This is a genomic window from Shewanella sp. SM73, assembly GCF_025653795.1.
In the GTDB taxonomy this organism is placed as follows: domain Bacteria; phylum Pseudomonadota; class Gammaproteobacteria; order Enterobacterales; family Shewanellaceae; genus Shewanella; species Shewanella oncorhynchi.
Genome location: NZ_JAKKRY010000006.1, coordinates 157,932 through 175,091 on the forward strand (window position 1 = coordinate 157,932; position 17,160 = coordinate 175,091).

14 protein-coding genes, 1 tRNA gene and 1 pseudogene are annotated in these 17,160 nt (G+C 45.3%); 3 read left to right on the top strand and 13 right to left on the bottom strand.

What is annotated here, in order from left to right:
- Positions 1-27 precede the first annotated feature (27 nt).
- From L5M51_RS11035 to L5M51_RS11065, 7 genes and pseudogenes are all read right to left on the bottom strand, one after another.
- Positions 28-318, bottom strand: a complete 291-nt coding sequence (locus L5M51_RS11035; RefSeq protein WP_028761491.1) for a DUF2607 family protein — start codon at positions 316-318, stop codon at positions 28-30.
- A gap of 154 nt (positions 319-472) precedes the next feature.
- Positions 473-1,474, bottom strand: a pseudogene (locus L5M51_RS11040) (siderophore ABC transporter substrate-binding protein).
- Positions 1,471-2,253, bottom strand: a complete 783-nt coding sequence (locus L5M51_RS11045; RefSeq protein ID WP_263172687.1) for an ABC transporter ATP-binding protein — start codon at positions 2,251-2,253, stop codon at positions 1,471-1,473. Before L5M51_RS11045 ends, L5M51_RS11040 begins: the two are co-directional and overlap by 4 nt.
- Positions 2,250-3,200, bottom strand: a complete 951-nt coding sequence (locus tag L5M51_RS11050; RefSeq protein ID WP_263172689.1) for an iron chelate uptake ABC transporter family permease subunit — start codon at positions 3,198-3,200, stop codon at positions 2,250-2,252. Before L5M51_RS11050 ends, L5M51_RS11045 begins: the two co-directional genes overlap by 4 nt.
- On the bottom strand, positions 3,197-4,138 hold the full coding sequence (locus L5M51_RS11055) for an ABC transporter permease (RefSeq protein ID WP_315942860.1): 942 nt from the start codon (positions 4,136-4,138) through the stop codon (positions 3,197-3,199). The genes L5M51_RS11050 and L5M51_RS11055 overlap by 4 nt, the downstream gene beginning before the upstream one ends.
- A gap of 72 nt (positions 4,139-4,210) precedes the next feature.
- Entirely contained in the window at positions 4,211-4,921 is a 711-nt protein-coding gene (locus L5M51_RS11060) for a TetR/AcrR family transcriptional regulator (protein ID WP_263172691.1), read from the bottom strand.
- A gap of 92 nt (positions 4,922-5,013) precedes the next feature.
- Complete coding sequence (locus tag L5M51_RS11065) at positions 5,014-7,131, bottom strand: TonB-dependent receptor (RefSeq protein ID WP_263172693.1); 2,118 nt, start codon at positions 7,129-7,131, stop codon at positions 5,014-5,016.
- Positions 7,132-7,450: 319 nt separating this feature from the next.
- Here L5M51_RS11065 and L5M51_RS11070 point away from each other — a divergent pair, with 319 nt between their 5' ends.
- On the top strand, positions 7,451-9,049 hold the full coding sequence (locus L5M51_RS11070; RefSeq protein WP_263172695.1) for an ATP-binding cassette domain-containing protein: 1,599 nt from the start codon (positions 7,451-7,453) through the stop codon (positions 9,047-9,049).
- Positions 9,046-10,623 carry an ATP-binding cassette domain-containing protein gene (locus L5M51_RS11075; RefSeq protein WP_105251674.1) on the top strand — a complete coding sequence of 526 codons (1,578 nt, stop codon included), beginning with the start codon at positions 9,046-9,048 and terminating at the stop codon, positions 10,621-10,623. The genes L5M51_RS11070 and L5M51_RS11075 overlap by 4 nt, the downstream gene beginning before the upstream one ends.
- A gap of 286 nt (positions 10,624-10,909) precedes the next feature.
- Here the strand turns inward: L5M51_RS11075 and L5M51_RS11080 are convergent, their stop codons facing one another.
- From L5M51_RS11080 to L5M51_RS11090, 3 genes are all read right to left on the bottom strand, one after another.
- Positions 10,910-12,319, bottom strand: a complete 1,410-nt coding sequence (locus L5M51_RS11080) for an ammonia-forming cytochrome c nitrite reductase subunit c552 (RefSeq protein WP_263172784.1) — start codon at positions 12,317-12,319, stop codon at positions 10,910-10,912.
- The gene (locus tag L5M51_RS11085; RefSeq protein ID WP_263172697.1) at positions 12,303-13,514 is read right to left on the bottom strand and encodes an NnrS family protein; all 1,212 of its coding nucleotides are present in this window, start codon (positions 13,512-13,514) and stop codon (positions 12,303-12,305) included. Before L5M51_RS11085 ends, L5M51_RS11080 begins: the two co-directional genes overlap by 17 nt.
- 673 nt (positions 13,515-14,187) lie before the next feature.
- Positions 14,188-14,264, bottom strand: a tRNA-Trp gene (locus tag L5M51_RS11090).
- 381 nt (positions 14,265-14,645) lie between these two features.
- Between L5M51_RS11090 and L5M51_RS11095 the strand changes: the two genes are divergently transcribed.
- Entirely contained in the window at positions 14,646-14,984 is a 339-nt protein-coding gene (locus L5M51_RS11095; protein WP_113939267.1) for a PBPRA1643 family SWIM/SEC-C metal-binding motif protein, read from the top strand.
- Between the two features lie 100 nt (positions 14,985-15,084).
- Here the strand turns inward: L5M51_RS11095 and L5M51_RS11100 are convergent, their stop codons facing one another.
- The 3 genes from L5M51_RS11100 to L5M51_RS11110 are packed head-to-tail and all read right to left on the bottom strand — an operon-like array spanning position 15,085 to position 17,157.
- Positions 15,085-16,029 (bottom strand): hypothetical protein, encoded by a 945-nt coding sequence (locus L5M51_RS11100; RefSeq protein WP_263172699.1) that lies wholly within the window; start codon positions 16,027-16,029, stop codon positions 15,085-15,087.
- A 40-nt stretch (positions 16,030-16,069) separates the two neighbouring features.
- Positions 16,070-16,228: a hypothetical protein gene (locus L5M51_RS11105; RefSeq protein ID WP_263172701.1), complete on the bottom strand. Its 159-nt coding sequence runs from the start codon at positions 16,226-16,228 to the stop codon at positions 16,070-16,072.
- Positions 16,225-17,157, bottom strand: coding sequence for a 3'-5' exonuclease (locus tag L5M51_RS11110; RefSeq protein WP_263172703.1), 933 nt, complete (start codon positions 17,155-17,157; stop codon positions 16,225-16,227). The genes L5M51_RS11105 and L5M51_RS11110 overlap by 4 nt, the downstream gene beginning before the upstream one ends.
- Positions 17,158-17,160: the final 3 nt, after the last annotated feature.

Here is a 17,160-nt window from a genome sequence, read left to right on the forward strand (position 1 = left end):
ATTAAGATAAATTGAATAAACAGTAACTTATGCTGTTATGGGCGGAGCACGACTATTGAAGAAACGACTAAAAGGTCGCTTAAAGGAAACGGCCTGAAACTCAACCGAGATATAACCCTGCTGAGCGAGTTGAAAATGAAAGGGGGTACTGGTTAGCGCATGTTGCAACTGGTGCTGATGTAAGCACAGCGAACAATTGGCCTTAGAGTCTTCACTAGCATGGGAAACACTGTGAACAGCAATGGCAACAGACAATAGCACCAATATGGCAGCAAGCCATATCGCTAGGGTGCGTCTTGTTTGTATCACACTATTCAAACCCTACTTCCTCAGATAATTTGGCAGGCGATTGTATGTTAAGCACTACTAAAGTTGCAAACCGATTTACCTAAGCCGTAGGGCTTAAATGTTACAAGAGGTAACTTATCTCATGAGTCATTAGCTATGCCGTCCATAGACTATTTGCAGCCATCTACTTTACATAACCCTTTAACACATCATCAATCATAATATTAAGGGATGTTATGCCCGCCCCAGTTATATACCAAGCCTCGGGATCCACAAAAATAATGTTCCCCGTCTTCCAAGCGTTAGTTTCACGCAAAAGAGGATTATCAATAGATTGTTTATCCAATACGGGGCTTCGCTCCATCACTGCGGTTCTGTCAACCACGTAAATGATGTCGGGATTGTTTTCAAGAATAAACTCGCTTGATACAGGTTGACCGTGCAATCCCATCTGCTCTGAAAGGCTAGCGGGTTTCACCCCTAGCGCGCTGTAAATAAACCCATAGCGAGAACGAATACCTAAAAATCGAAAAGCGCCGTTATTATGTAGCACCACCAAGGCTTTTTCAGGCCTGTCCTTAATCACCATTCTGGCGGCTTGGATCTTAGTTTCCAGTTCATCCACTTTATGTTTTGCCAAGGTTTACTTATCGAATAATTTACCCAGCATCAATAAGTGTTTTGTGACTATATCAAAGTAATCGCTGTTGCTGTCTTGATAATCAATATCCAAATGAATGGTTGGTGCCAAATTGGAAAGCGCTTGATAATGACTAGCTTGAACGGATGACATCAGCACCAAATCGGGTTTAAGTGCATAAATACGTTCCATATTGGGTTGAACGATAGCACCTAAATCAACGATATCACTATTGTTGCTGTAGTCTTTCAGGTAGTAAGGAACAAAATCCTTTGGCATACCGACAATCGGAACACCCAACTGTTCGAGATAGTCGACTTCATTCATATCTAGGGCCGCAACGCGTACTGGCCGTTTTGTAATAACAGTAGTGCCCAACTTATGCTCTACCTCTATCGGGGCAAACTCCAACTCAACCGTTGAAGCACTCGTATCCGATGATGCAGGCTGTAATGACTCGGTTTTATTGTCGCAGGCCAGCAAAAAAGCCGAGCTAAATAACAGAATCGCTACCACTTTAGTCCCACTTCTACATTTCGACGTCACTTGTATTCTCCTTGTAAGTTGAAGTTGAAATAATTACATACAGTTCCTTGACTCGTTTTCAGCACCTCAAGATCCAGTTCGTACAGTGCTTTTAACCTTTGTGCTGTGACGACCTCTTCAACGGGTCCAGCGCAGTGCACAACGCCTTGCTTCATACCGACAATATAGTCGGAGTAGTTAGCCGCAAAATTGATATCGTGAACCACTAACACTACCGTTCGTTTGTAATCGTCACACAGATGACGAAGCGCCCGCATTATGCTAACGGCATGTTTCATATCCAAATTATTGAGCGGTTCATCTAACAATAAATAATCCGTTTGCTGCGCAATCGCCATTGCCAGAAAAGCCATTTGGCGTTGTCCGCCACTAAGTTCATCAATAAATACATTGGCTAATGACTGTAAAGCTAAAAACGACAGCGCTTCATCAATGGCGCAATGATCTTCCTTTGTGAGTGCCCCTTGGCTATAGGGAAAACGACCAAATGCCACTAACTCCCTGACCGTCAGGCGTAAATTGAGGCTGTTAAACTGACGCATGGTTGCCACTTGCTTGGCATAATCCTTCAAGGGAATATTGTGGATAGCAGTACCTTTGAGTAATACCTCGCCCTGCTGGATATTCAGTAACCGACCAATCGACATCAGTAAGGTACTTTTGCCGGCACCGTTAGGGCCGATGAGAGAAGTCATCTGATGTTCGGGAAATTGTGCAGTGACATTTTTTAGCACAGGTTTCGCGCCATAAGACTGATATAAGTTATTGACGGTTATCACACTGCGCTCCGAGGTTTAAGAATTAAGACAAAGAAATAGGCGCCACAAAATAGATTAATTAACAGCCCAACACTGGTTTGATAATTAAACAGATGCTCAACGAGCATTTGCGCGATCAGAAAAACCGAGATAGCAACGGCGCATCCTGTTATCAAAGTAAATGAGTGCGACGGATGCCTTGCCAGTGCATAGGCCATGTTCGCGACAAATATCCCCATAAAAGCAGTCGGCCCCACTAAACTGGTTGATATTGCGACCAATACCGCGATAAGACCCAATAGCAGGCGCACCACTTTTTGATAATCAATACCAAGAGAGATAGCTTGCTCCCGCCCCATCAGTAATACATCAAGTACAGCGCGCACTCTCCAAGCGGCAATACACACGGCACTGACAAGCACTAGAGAGATAAGCAATTGCTCTGGTTGAGCGCGGTTGAACGACGCTAAGCTATAGCTCTGGAAAATAGAAAACTCACCGGGACTGATAGAATATTGGATTAACTGAGTAAAACTGCCTAACACCACAGTGAGCACTAAGCCCACAAGCAGTAGGAAGAACACATCATGTCGATCTCCACTAAATAGCCAGCGGTGAATCGCCGTTGAGTAAAGCAACATCACCACGACTGAGACAAAGAAATTGCTGTTAGCGGTGATCAGAATACTGCTGCCCGTCCCTAAGATAAGGATCAACAGAGCCTGCAAAATCAAGTAAACCCCTTCATACCCCATGATAGATGGCGTTAAAATGCGATTTCCGGCTAAGGTCTGAAACAGTATCGAAGAAAACGCAATACAGACACCACCAAGGCAAATAGTGCCCAAACGCACCAATCGATTCGGTATGACATAGTCAAAATCAAAGCCTGAGCCCATCAATAAAAATGTGACTGCCAACATAATAGGCAGCCCCCAGCTCAAAAAACGCCATGCACTGTCTTTCATTTGATTTTCCAAACGATAACTAAAAATATGAGTCCACCTAAACAGCTTGCCGTTAGACCTATAGGAATTTCAAAGGGATACAAAACAAGCCGACCAAGTAAGTCGCAGATAATCAGTAGTGTTGCGCCAGCAAAGGCGATAATAGGCAAGGTACGTTTTAAATTATCGCCGTAACGCATAGCGACAAGATTAGGAATAATCAAACCAATAAATGGAATGCTCCCGACTGTGATAACTGTGGTCGCTATGGTCAGGGAAACCAGCACTAACCCTAAGATAACTAGGTTGAAATAACTCAGGCCTAGTGTGGTAGCTAAGCCTTCGCCCATTCCTACAATGGTAAAGCGCTGTGCATAAAGGTAGGTCAGTATGACTACGGGAAGGATCAGATAGATGATTTCGTAGTTACCCTGCACGATTTTTGAAAAATCACCCAGCATCCATCCCTGCATACTCTGCATCATATTGTTTTGATAAGCATAAAGTTCCGCTATCGCACTGAGTACACTGCCAAACATAATCCCAATAATTGGAATGAGCACCGGACTCTTATACCGAATACCACGAATAATCAGAATAAAGGCTAAACTCGCAAGCAGGCAAAAAACCAAAGCCCCCAACATTCTGGCGGTAACCCCCATACTCGGGGCATGAATGATTGAAATTAATATGCCTAGTTTGGCGGCATCAAGCCCGCCACAAGTAGCAGGTTCAACAAACTTGTTTTGCACAATCTGCTGTAATATCACGCCACAGACTGCGAGCCCGACACCTGAGCAAATCAAGGCAAAGAGCCGCGGCAGACGACTAGCAGATAACACCAACCAAACATCATCCGAGAACGTCAGCATCTGCGTCACAGAGGCATACTTTGCGCCTAGCAGCAATGAGGCAAAACAAAGCACAAAAAAGCACGTCAGTGCATAAACCACCTTCACAAGCTGATACTTCCTATACGCAATAAATCTTGTACTAATCTGCAGCCGCTATGAGGTTTTCATATCGACGCGCTATGTTTGAGCCTTATCGGATCCCCCTGCCTTTTGGGCATGGGTAACGGCAATACCCGCTAACACTAAGTCACGTTTTCGCTCCCACCATTTGCGGGCGCCCACCTTCATGATGTCTACCATCGCATTTATCTGCTCAGCTTTATCAGGGAGCTTGGAGGCTTCATCTTCCCAAATTGCGATAATTCGCTCTTTACGTGTCCGACCATCGGCCTCTGGTTTAGTGGTTGACCACCATCCCAAAAAGCACTCCCCCACCATGTCAACTAAGATATCAACGGCAAGCACTGCTTCATCGAGGGAGAAGCCTTTGCGTTGCAGCTTTTCGACCGATTCAGCAAAAGAACGTATACCCGATGACGGCGTAACACTGGCCTGATGGATAGACTCAGCGAGGCCAGGATGACGCTCATAGAGTGCCCAAATGGCATCGGTCAATATGATCAATTCGCTCCGCCAATCTGTGGCCGCTGGCGCTCGCCAGTCCAGCTCATTAATTGCAAGCTCAGCGGCAATGGAGATAACATCATTTCGACCTGCTACGTGATGGTAGAGGGAAGAATGATCGACCTTTAAATGCGCGGCTATAGCAGGGATGGTCGCTTGATCAACCCCAATCTCCAACGCAGCTCTGGCGATAGCCTCACGGGAAATACGGCTTGGTCTACCACGCTGGCGTTTTTGAGTAAGTTGCTCCGGTACTTGTGTCATATCGATAAGGTTTCCAAGGCAAAAAAGCCATTCTAACCGCTCTTGCTACCCGCTGCATGGCAATACCCAATACAGCGGGTAGAAGCTAGCCGCTAAAACTTCGCCCTAACGCCTACACCTATTTCTCGAGGTTCAAGTAAATATGCATCCACGCCTCCGGTACTTCTGTCAGCCATTTTTGCCACGGGTGCACGTTCATCCAGCAAATTGCGTGCATAAACAAAGGCTTCAAAATATTGGTTGATTTGATAGGAAGAATTCAGGTTTACCGTAGTGTAAGATCCCACTCTTAACTCTGGCTCATTGGTATCCGTTGAAAAGTATCCATCCGTATGGCGCACATCACCGCTCACTTTGATAGTGTCTGTGATTGAATAGTCAAACCCTATATTGAGCATATATCCCGGCGCTTTACTAAACTCGTTGCCGACAAACTCCTCGCCACGGTAGTCATTAAATTCACTTATCTCAGTTTCAAGTAAACCCAGCCCACCATATAAGCTAAAACTATCGGCAACTTTAAAGTTCCAATCTAATTCAATCCCATAGCTTTGCGCTTCATCGGCATTAATAATGACAGAACCAAAGGGACGTCCATCGAGGTAGTCAGTAACTGAACGTTGTGAATCCTTAAAGCGGGTGTAGAAGAGATTGCTATTTATGATTAAGCGTTGTTCAAGCAGATCGATACGGGTAAAAAGTTCATAGTTCCATGCCGATTCGGCATCAAAGGTATAATATTCGCCGCCGCGGAAGTTAATACCTGTGCCCCCAGGAATGTTACCTTCACTGATCATAGCGCCGATTAAGACGTTATCTGTCAGATCATAGGACAGGGCAACCTTAGGTAATAAAGCCGTAAACGTCTCTTCATATTGATGGCGCACACCTGGGATGTAGCTGGCAATACCATCGTGGCTAATTTCATCAGACTGATAACGAAGAGCGCTGGTGAATGCCCACTTGGGTGAGAAGCGCCATATGACTTCACCGTAGGGGGCAAAACTGGTATGTCTCAGGTCTGCGTCGGCATTACCAAATACGTTGTTCAGCTTGTTGTTGGTTTTATCATCCCAGTAGAAGACACCGGCAACCCCACTAAACTCTGAACTCTTGTCACCAAAGTTCAGCCTTATATCATTCGAAAAGTTTTCATTATCTCGTTTTGCGATCCCTTGATAAGGTGCTGCGAACCGATAATCAAACTGCCCTTCTGAATACTGCAGTTGGTTATGCAACTTCATCCCATTGTCGAACACATATTCAAGATCAAAAATTCCAACACGATTACTGACTTCTTGATTGTCCTGAAAAATTGAACGATTTTCTAAGTCATCATAGGGTTCTGATACCACCTCGTTTCTGGGACGTTTAGCCTCAGTGGAGGAATAAGTCAGCATGGCGGAAAAGTTGCTGTATTTTTCGGGTTCCCATAGCAACTTCGCCCGTAGATTTTGGTTTTTAAACTCAAAATCCAAATCATGGGCAGTAAAATCTGGGTTAACGTAATCAACAAAGGTATCTCTAGCACTGTAATCTGCGCTAATTCTTGCGGCAAAGTCATTACTGAGCGCACCGGACGCCATAACCGAAAAACGCTGCTTATTCCGACTGCCATAAAGTGCTTGTGCTGCAAATTCTGGCGTATAAGTGGGGTTATGGGTATGGATCACTACAGCGCCAGCAATACTGTTGGCTCCTTGACTGGTCGTTTGCGGACCACGGTAAACTTCAATAGACGACACATCCCACACGCCTGCGGCACCTAAATCCAGTTCTGCGGGGCTCAGATATTTACCATCAACACTGATAGTTGCCCCAGGCACAGGCTTAGATAAGTAGGCATTACCCGCTGCAACAGGCCCTTTAGTATCTGTTCCGCGGATAATGGGCGCATCGGTATTTCCGGCATAAATTAAGTTTGGCGTACCGCCGAGAATTTCAGAAATCGTTGATTGGTCGGCATTTTTCCTCAACTGTTCTTCAGTGATCACTGTCACTGAGCTAGCCGTTTCCTTCAGCGTGCGCTCGATTTTCTGACCGTAAACTGTGATGACTTCAATATTTCCCGCTGCATCTTGTTGCTTGGATTGCTTATCCGGAGCAGTTCCACTGTCAGCAATAGTTGAGCCGGAAATAGCGCTAAGCCCCAGCGCAAGAGAACCGATAACCCACTTTGATTGTGGGTAAAACTTACCAAATCGGGGCATGTGTAATAACTCCTTATACGAAAGATTTGTTGCCAATGAGAATAGTTATCAATTATATTATCGCCGTTCAAAACATTTATCAACACTGTGTTGATAAATAAAAATGACCGCTTAATATGGTCGCCATCTCATGGCGGTTCAATTTTTATGAAACAAGGAATTTGGCTCGTGGATGTTCATTTGCCCATAAACTCTGGCACTCAGACTATTTTTTACTCTGCAATATCAAGACTTCATCGCTTCATTGGCCTTGTGTTAATCACACTTTCCAGATCGAAGCCCAGCCTGTTCCACTTCGATTTTTTAGGTGAACATTAAAATGCAGCGACTTTTCAGTCCCACTTCAACATTAGCCTTCGCCCTACGTCCGGCGATTCCCGCACTCACTTTCGGAACATTACTAGCGGCTGGTACCGGCGTGATGGCACTAAGTGCACTCTGGTGCGTAATACAGCTTATTGCTGGACATCATTCATTTTGGTTAGCGGGTGCGCTCATATTTTGGATATTGTCGGCACTGCTTTCTGGTAGCGCCTCTTGGATTAATCACAATGCTGAGGCGCAATTTTCTGGAAGATTAAGGCGTCAGGTTGCAGCGCATCTTGTCAGGCTGCCACCAAGTACTTTGGCAAAATATAAGGGCGAAAAGTTAAAGCGATTAATGGTCGATGACATAGCGTCATTGCATCATATGATCGCGCATTTACCCTCTGAGCTAGCGACCTTTATTATTGTCCCTGTCATCACTATTGGTTTGCTGATCTTAAGTGCGGGCTTAGTGGCATTACTTGCCCTTATCCCAGGTCTAGTCGCAGCGCTTTTCTATTTGGTGGTGATCCCAAGGCTTGCAGCAAAACAGGGGGAAGCACGAGTCAATGTGATGGGAAATATCACTGCAGCAGTAGATGACTACGCCCGTGGTGCGCCTGTATTTCGCATTTATGGCGCACAAACGGGTGCTATGGCCGACTACCAAAAGGCAACGACACATTTTATTGGGGATATTCTTGAGCGGGTAAGCAAGGTATCAACTTCAGTCGCCGTGGCCACATCACTACTGCAGGCTGTCTGTACTTTTGCGATTGTCTATGCCATCGGGTATGAATGGCCCCCAGAAAACCTTGCTGCAGCCTTGTTCTTCAGTCTGGCCATAGTCACGCCAGCCCTAAAGCTCGGGCATGGGCTTGATTATCTCGCCACGGGCCGCGCTGCCGCTCAGCGGCTAACGGATTTTCTTGAGCAATCGAGAGTTCCTGTTGGTAGCGGCAATATTGAGCTTAATACACCTATGCCGCTCACCCTCACGAATGTTGTGCCTTCACTGTCTACAAGCAATCAATCTGTGCCCATTAACTATCAATTTAGATCTGGCAGAGTGACAGCAGTTACAGGGATCAGTGGTGTTGGTAAATCCACATTACTGCGCTTATTAGCTGGCATGGAGCCGCTACATGCCGGAGATATTCGACTCGCTGGTATGGTACTCAAAGAGATGGATGAAGCCTCGATTAATCGCGCGATCATGCTATTACCACAAAGTGCGGGACTACTGGCGACCTCCATCGCCGACAATCTCGCGCTCACCGCACCTTGTGCCACGGATGACGATTACTTAGCAGCATTACACTGTGCGCAATTGGATAAACCCTTAAATACTCATGCGAGCACACTGTCTGGCGGTGAAATACAACGCGTTAATCTTGCCCGTGTGTTTCTTTCACCCGCTAGGGTGATATTGCTTGATGAACCCACATCGGCCCTAGACAGCGAAACGGCGTTTAACGTGTTCACAGCACTACACCATCACGCAAAAACAAACCACAAAACGATTGTGATGGTCACCCATGACTTAACGCTTGCCGAGCTGGCGGATGACAAGCTCGCACTCAAGCATCACAGGGAAGGAGAAGGCCAATGATAAATCGTCCCCAAGATTACGCAGCCATAAAGCACTTAATACCTGTTGCCTGCGGTTGGGCTGTGGCGGCCATATTGGAAGCGGCATGCTACATTCAACTGGCTTTAGCCATTACTCAGCAGCAATCACCGCAAAAAGTGCTATCGATTGCCGCAATAACCATACTCACCACAATACTGGCTTCGCGTTCAGGTTTTTGGGCTGGCGCAAGGCTGGCCAATGCGCTCTACAGTGCATTAGGCACGACCATGCAACAAGCGAAACTCTCTTGGTTTACACCGAGTGTCAGGACACTACTCATAGAAACTGTCTCTCGGAGTATTCCTGGCTTTATGAGTATTCCGGCACATCAATTTCAGGTATTTATTCATGCACCGCTTATTCCGCTCTGCATTACCTTTGGCATAGGATTGATCGGTGGCATACCACTGGTACTAATGTTGGCTAGCTTGTTGCTGATGTCATTTGTGATTCAGAGTATGGCGCAACGAGCCCTTGCCCGCGCAGATATGGACCGAAACAACACTGAATTGGCTGCAGAGCAGTCAACTCTTGAACTGATCGACCACTTAGAGTTACTGCGCACAGCAGCAGGATATAGCGGCGCAACAACACGGGTGGAGCAAAACTGGCAAACACAAGAAATCGCATTGGAACGAACTAATCGCGCCGCTGCTATAGCAACATTACTGTCGGCTATCGCCAGTTTTTTACCTATTGCAGGCATGGCACTCTACCTGGTGCTATCCGGTATAAACAATACGATAATGCTGCTCGCTGTTTTGATGTTGACCATGCGCGCGGCGGCGCCACTTGAGACTCTCGCCGTGGCGGCAATAAGCATTAATGATCAGTTAGCGGCTATTAAACACTATCGACAAGCGACTCATGCGCCAACGCTCAAAGAGCCAAGCCAAGCGCAACAAAAGACACCGAACAATCATACAATCGAATTGAATAACGTAACATTTCCCCCTGCGGTGCAAAATATCAATGCCACTATCGAATCAGGTGAACGCGTGCTGATTTGTGGCCCGAGCGGTTCAGGTAAAACCAGCTTACTTAAGCTATTGATGCGCTTTGATGATCCCACCCTAGGCCTGATCACTTTGGGCAAGGTGCCGCTCACGTCAGTTCCCGCAACTGAACTTGCCCGCTTTTTCGCCTATGTGCCGCAGGATCCACTCATCTTTACAGGCACCATTGCCAGTAACATTCGTATTGGTAACCCTGATGCCGACGATCAAGCCGTAGATAAAGCGGCACGCCAAGTGGCTCTGGATGAAGTATTAGACAGATCAGAACTGGGCATTTACCAAGAAGTCGGCCTGCAAGGCGCAGGGTTATCGGGAGGGGAACGCCAAAGGCTTGCCTTAGCACGCGCGCTTATCAAAAATGCACCGATTCTGATAATGGATGAGGCCACCTCGGCATTGGATGAAGAGACAGAAAAGCGTGTAGCCAAGGCTATTTGCGAACAGAGTTGTACATTGGTTTTAGTTTCGCATCGAAACCAATCACTTTGGCAGCCAACCAAGATAATAGAATTTCATCAATTACTTGCCTCAAAGTAAGATCGGCTTTCTACGCATTAAAAAACTGAATTACAGATATCTGACACAGATTACAGTGATTAATTTGTCGTTACTGACCAACCTATCAATGAGTTATGTACTGCAGCCGAAATGACATGAATCATTTCGGCTGCAGTTATTGCTCGTGCAAAGGAAGATGAGCATCGCTGTAGAACCGACCAAGCCTTGTTGGCATAACGCTCACTGAATCAAAGCATAAATACTCGAACTTCCTCTCGCTTTTGAGCTTTAAAATCCCTCAAATTATCAGCCACCCGCTAATAAACTAATAACCATATTTTGCGACAGGCTGCCAGTTTTTATTAACATCATCTTCAATAAACTTTTGTTTTTCTTTGATTAAATCCGATTCAATTAACCCTATCGCTTGATGGGCCTTTTCCTTAGTACTGATATCTGGATAACTAACTTGAGTCACGTTAAGTTGCTTCAATATTCCAGCGAGCAGATGACGTGCTTCGTTCGCTTGTTCGATAGCTTTATCTAAAAGCTGCTTACCTTCTTGTGGATTATGTGCATACAAACCATGTGAAGACATGGCAAAGTCCCAGCGCCACTGACTGTGTCGTATCGCCATAATTGGCTCATTCATATTCTCCCATTTAGCACCAGCATCCCATGCCGCTTTAGCTTCATAGTGGGCTTTGACGAGCAGAGCTTCAACTTCGCGGGCTTTGGTCTCAATCGTTAATTTATTGGCCGCGAGCTTGGTTTCAATTTTGGTTTTACTGCTATGGCAGCCACTGCAACTGTTATCAAAATGCGGTAAGGCTTTATCAACTTTATGACTAGTAAATTCAACACCTTTTGCATCCTGCTGGGTTGGCATATGGCAGGTAATGCAAGTAACACCGACTTCGGCATGTTTACTGCGACTCCAGTGTTCAAACTCAGGATGACGTGCTTTGAGTATGGGCGTTTTCGAAAGAGGATGGATCCATTCGAAGAAGCGGCGAGTGTCATAATATTTTTCAATATCATCGGCTGTGCTGCCAAAAATCCAGGGAATATTTACAACATTACTTTTTTCCGGACGGAAATAGTAAGTGACATGACATTGACCACATACCTGCGCACCTTGCATATCGGTATCTTGTTTATCGAATGGCAGGTGAATTTTAGCCATAGCCTCTTGGGCATGGGGGCGAGGTAAAGTTAACTTATTAGTGCCAGATTCATGGCAATCACTGCAATACACTACGCTTTGGATCTCTTTGCCCAAATCGGTAAAGTTTTTAGCAGAGTATCCTTCAAATCCCAGTTGTTCAATCAATCTAGGGGCATCCGGTGTCTTGCAGGTCCAACAACTGGCGGATAATCCTTTCTCTCCTGCCTTAGGGGGGACACCTGTACGTAAAGTATGCGTCACATCAGCAACGGCAAAATGATGCCCACGTGGGCTATGGTACTCTTTTGCATAGGAAGATCCTGCCCAGAGTATGATGCTGGCGGGATAATTGGCGAGCATATCTTCGCGCTCGACCTGTTCAGATGTCGCTTGCCAAGATTGATATTGGTTAGGGTATTTTTGTTGGTTGCTAGTATCGGAAGCCGCTACAGATGTACATGTAGTTATGGCGAGCAAGCAAATCATTTTTAGCAATGTGACTGTTTTAAAATAAGTTTTCACTTTGTATCCTTTTGTCCTAACATCAATATTAACCTGGGCGCCCATCAATACGGGGGCGAGAAAGTATCGGCAAGTAATGCCATACAAACAGTGCAAATGCGATAAACCAGCAACTGCCAGCCAACCATAACCAGACTTGGGTGTGGGCCGGAAACCAGATGGGCATTAGCGCCCTGAGCAGTGCCGCTAACGGTAGGCAAATAAATGCCAAGATCATCTTAGGGCCCTCATAAATATTTCGACTTGTGTGCCCGAGTGACACTCTGGAAATCATCGAAAGACACAGGGTAGCCATACAACCAATAGCAAATAGGTGAAGCAAACTGCGATAGGCATATTCATTATCGAGATACCAACTCATAGCTAACAGGCTGAGAGGCAACATTAAATAGGCAAGATGCAAGGACCACAGCATAGGTTCTTTCAGTGTTTTATGGGGTAACCAGCGTGCAAGTCGGACCAGCTGCAAAAGCCCCGCAATGAGCAGTAAGCCTCGCTCGACTTCCAGAGGTATAAGGTGGATGAGTGATTGAATGACGAGCAAGATCATCGTCAGGATCAGCGGGTATTCAATCCAAGTTAAGGGATCTGCTTTAGTGGCCTTAATGCGCATCGCGGTAAAGAATGGAATGACACGTCCACCGACTATGGTGATAAGTAAGGCTAACCACCATAACATCGCCTGCCAGATCTGGTTGGCAAGGATAAAATCGCGTTCAAATAAAGCGTAATAGCTGACATTGTTAATCACGAGTGCGGCAAACAACATGATCGGAAAACCAATATTGCGCCATTGCTTCACCTTATAAATACAGCGCCATAGGGTAAGGCTTGCCATACCAAGGAACAATGAATCAAACACGGCGGGCAAAATGAGCGGAACTTGCATTGGGAGTAAGAGTAATAATCGTGCCAATAGCCAGCAGCTAAAGGTCAATGCGAGTGGCCATCCCTTTAATGTGGGTTGGTTAGTCCAATTTTGAACGGCAGTCAGCAAAAATCCACACACAATTGCCATAGCAAAACCGAACAGCATTTCATGTGGATGCCACCATAGCGGCAATATCTTGCTCCAAAAGGATGAAGGGAAAAAACTATATTGGGGAGTAAACCAAGTTAATAGCCATAAAGGGATATATAGCGCAGCTAATATTGCTCCCCCAAGGAAAAAAGGTCTAAAGCCTAAGCGCCATAACGCGTGAGTACGTTCGGTTTGTGTAGGATCATCAATATTTAGCATAGTTGTTAGCCGAGTAGCAGAACGATGATGAACACAATTAAGATGCATTCAATATAGTTCTTATATTGTACTGTTATGACCTTCAATTCAAACTAAATCTTAGATTTTGGAACTAAGATCCCAAAGATGAACAAAAAATAAAGTGTCGTGGAATACTCATTTCTGACGGCTAATAGTCTTGATCAATGTACTGTGGGTTCATGACAGGCAAAGGTTCAATGCAGACTTTTACACAAGTAACGGCACAAACCAGTCACACATTGGTAAATTTTAGATAGGATAAATACCGTTTTGATTTAAATAACCGTGGCTTTGATTGGCCTATCTTATTTCGAACACAGCCAAGACTTTGATAGCACAGGCAGCTCAATTTATAACGGCGATGACAGTTGCAGATGATTATGTGGTAACTCGCTTTAGCGTCGATTATCAAGCTAAAAACTGGCGGATTAGTGACTTCGCCAACAACCTATTTGATGAACAAGCATTGGCAGTAAGTAGCCTACAAGCCGCAGTTATGTTGGAGGGTTACGACAAAAAAATGGAAATAGTACCGGCAATTGGTAGTGTTAAAAAATGGCAAGTTATTCAATCCAAGCAAAATCATTTTTTACGCTTTATTCAACGCAAAAGAAAACGGCTCGCATATTTCTATGCAAGCCGTTGTTTTATTTGGCAGGGGTGGCAGGACTCGAACCCGCAACCATCGGTTTTGGAGACCGCTGTTCTACCAATTGGAACTACACCCCTGTTGACGTGGGGCATTATGCTAAAAGCACCTCCAAAGGTAAAGTACTTTTTATGGCAAAACTCATTAACTGAAGGTTTTTCAAACAAGTTAGGCTATTGCTGTTGATTTAACTGCCACTGAGATTAAAAAGCCATCGCATATTAGCGATATGACGTAGTAGATACTTAGTTTAGAGCCCATAGGTTAATAGTAACTCGACTTAATGATCCCACAACAAATCAGTTTGATGACGTCGAATAAGTGTGCCGTTTCGGCCATTTTGAGGTGCTTAAGGGTTAAAGACGCGCATTTATCGAAAAAAGATCTGAGTTCGATTTATAAAATCGGCGTTTTATAGTATAAGCATCGTCAATTTCATACACAGCTCGACGGAACCACTCATGTCTGACAAATTTTTCTTCAAGGGTCGTAAAACCCCTAAGCCAAAGCACGAAAGCTATGGCTACAACACTAAACGTGCCGCTAAACCGGGTACAGAAGCATTACCATTACAATTAATTGTTGCCGACGAAGCGCGTAAACTCGAAGTTGCCGCGATTGTTGCCGAACACCAGCTGTTCGCCAATATCGAAGTCAATGCCGACGTCGCTGAAGATATTGTTGAATTAGACGGTTTATTAAATAAGCCTAAGACCACGACTTTCGAGAAAAAACCGAATCGTAACGAGCCTTGCGTTTGTGGTAGCGGTCAAAAATTCAAGAAGTGCTGCGGCAAGTAAGCGCTTTCATAAGCGTGATATAGATAGGGACTTTTGCTGTAACGCTTTTGTGCGTCGGGAATCGCCCCTTTACTCCCCTCTTTTTAGTTTCTGCCCGAAGCTAATCTTCCAACTTTGAGATAAAAATCCGCTGCAAATCGTTATTCCATAGCTGAATAATTTTGCGGGTCTTTTCTTTATTCCAAAAACATTTACCAAATAAAATCAAACCAGCGCCTTCAAAGCAGCGTTTATCTTCTATTTCAAATTGCACTAATAATCGTTGCTTTATCCCATCGATAGGAATGCCGATATCTTTGCTGTCGGCGGGATTAAGCCAACTCATCGTCGGGTCAGTGTGGGATATCGTGCCCCAATACATGTGGGGTTTATTGTCGCTTGGGTCCGCATCGGCAAAATTGACAAACAGGTTCTTCGCCCGCCAACGGTATTTTCGCTCAGCGTCTGTGTATACCCAGAGATCCGATTTCGCCAAATCTGTACCGCGCAATAAACTGTGGAGTAATTTTTCGAGCCCTTGGCTGGGCACTCGTTTTTCAGTGGTATGTCCAGCTGTGTTAACTTGGTAGCCTGTTTTCGACTCTTGTATCCGATCATCCACTGACGATGCAACAGACGCTTTCGATGACTCAGGCATAGAGGACAATTTAGGCGTTGGCTCAGTCTTGCTGGTTAATACCTGTGCAGTCGAAACTTTGTTTGCAGGCGTATGGCGACGAGGTTTACGGCTAAAATCGATCATTAAGGCATCGGCGTCCACCAGCTGTTGCTGCACTTCGATGGCATCTTGCTCCTCACGGGACTTTTGTGCCGAAGGTTTAAATTCAATGCAATCGGCTTGATGATATCGCGAGCCAAAACAAGCGGCTTTACCGTCTTTTGAGGCTTTACGGAAATATGCTTTACCACCGCAGGCGGGGCAAATTAACCATTGCCGCAAACGCTCGATATCCTCATCGGGTAATTGTTGAAACTTAAAAACACTATAAGTCGTTCTCGCAATTAAATGATCCTCTGTTTCGAGTTCACAAATAGCATCTAACATAGTGTTCTCCTTTATTTTCGACTGCTGGCAATACCGCTATCTATGCCCAAGCATTAATCCCAAAAGTGATAACACTTAACAGAAGCAACATGCCAAGTACGCGGTAAATCAAACCTAAAGTACTGGTGCCTTGCGAGCTCGCATCCGAATGTAATGGCATGATTTTAACTTTTGCGGCATTTTGGGTTTTGTGTTTCATTCTGCATCCTTAAAATATTTCGCCAATGGCACTATCAAACTTGAAGGAATTAATAATGCGGCTTTTGCGGCACTTGATGCATGATAAAAGGGTGTCAGTTGAGTGATTAGCGCGTTGAAGCATTTGAGTGCGGCCAAGGCATCGGCGGCGGCATAATGAATTTGCGCACTGGATAACGGCACGTGCTGCCAATTCGATAAGGTGACTTTTTTAGGTTTGTCGATACGAACACCCAAAAGCGCCGCAACTAACTGGCGCGTCCCCATTTCCTTCTCCGCTCCAAGTTGCGCCAGTGCCCAATTTAAATCTAAAGTTGAGGCGACATTAATGCCCCATTGCCGCCTGAGGGCTTGTGTATCACTGCGTAAACCAACCCCGACTTTGAGTATGGTTTCATCTTCTAATAAGGCTTTTAACTGGGTGAATTGCTCACCCAAAATGGCATGCTGAAATAAATAACAGGTATCCACTGTCGCGATTTGAATAAGACTCAAGGGATGTTGCACGCAGCGCTCAAAGCTTGCACGGGTTTCAGTATCAAAACCTAAGACTTGCTCAGCCTGTAATAGTGCTAATACTGTATTAAACTCCGACGGCTCAACTACCTCGATGCGGACATGTTGAAATTCAAAAGCAGCTAACGCTGCAAGTTCAATATCATCAATACGTGTAGTCAAAGCGATACGTTGCTGCAGCCACAAATATGCCCACTGACGCTGCGCTTGAAGCTGAGTTTTAGCTTTAATCGCATTTTCAGCCTTGGCCGATACCCGCTCACTTTTCAGCGGCTCAGTCGAGGCATTGAGGTTATCAAGATAAGCCGTGCCAGCAGCATCCATTGCCGCCATTAACCCATCGGCATCTTTGCCAAACTCTTTACGTAACCAAGCCAGCTTACTCGGGGAGACACAGTACTTCATTAACTTCATCGT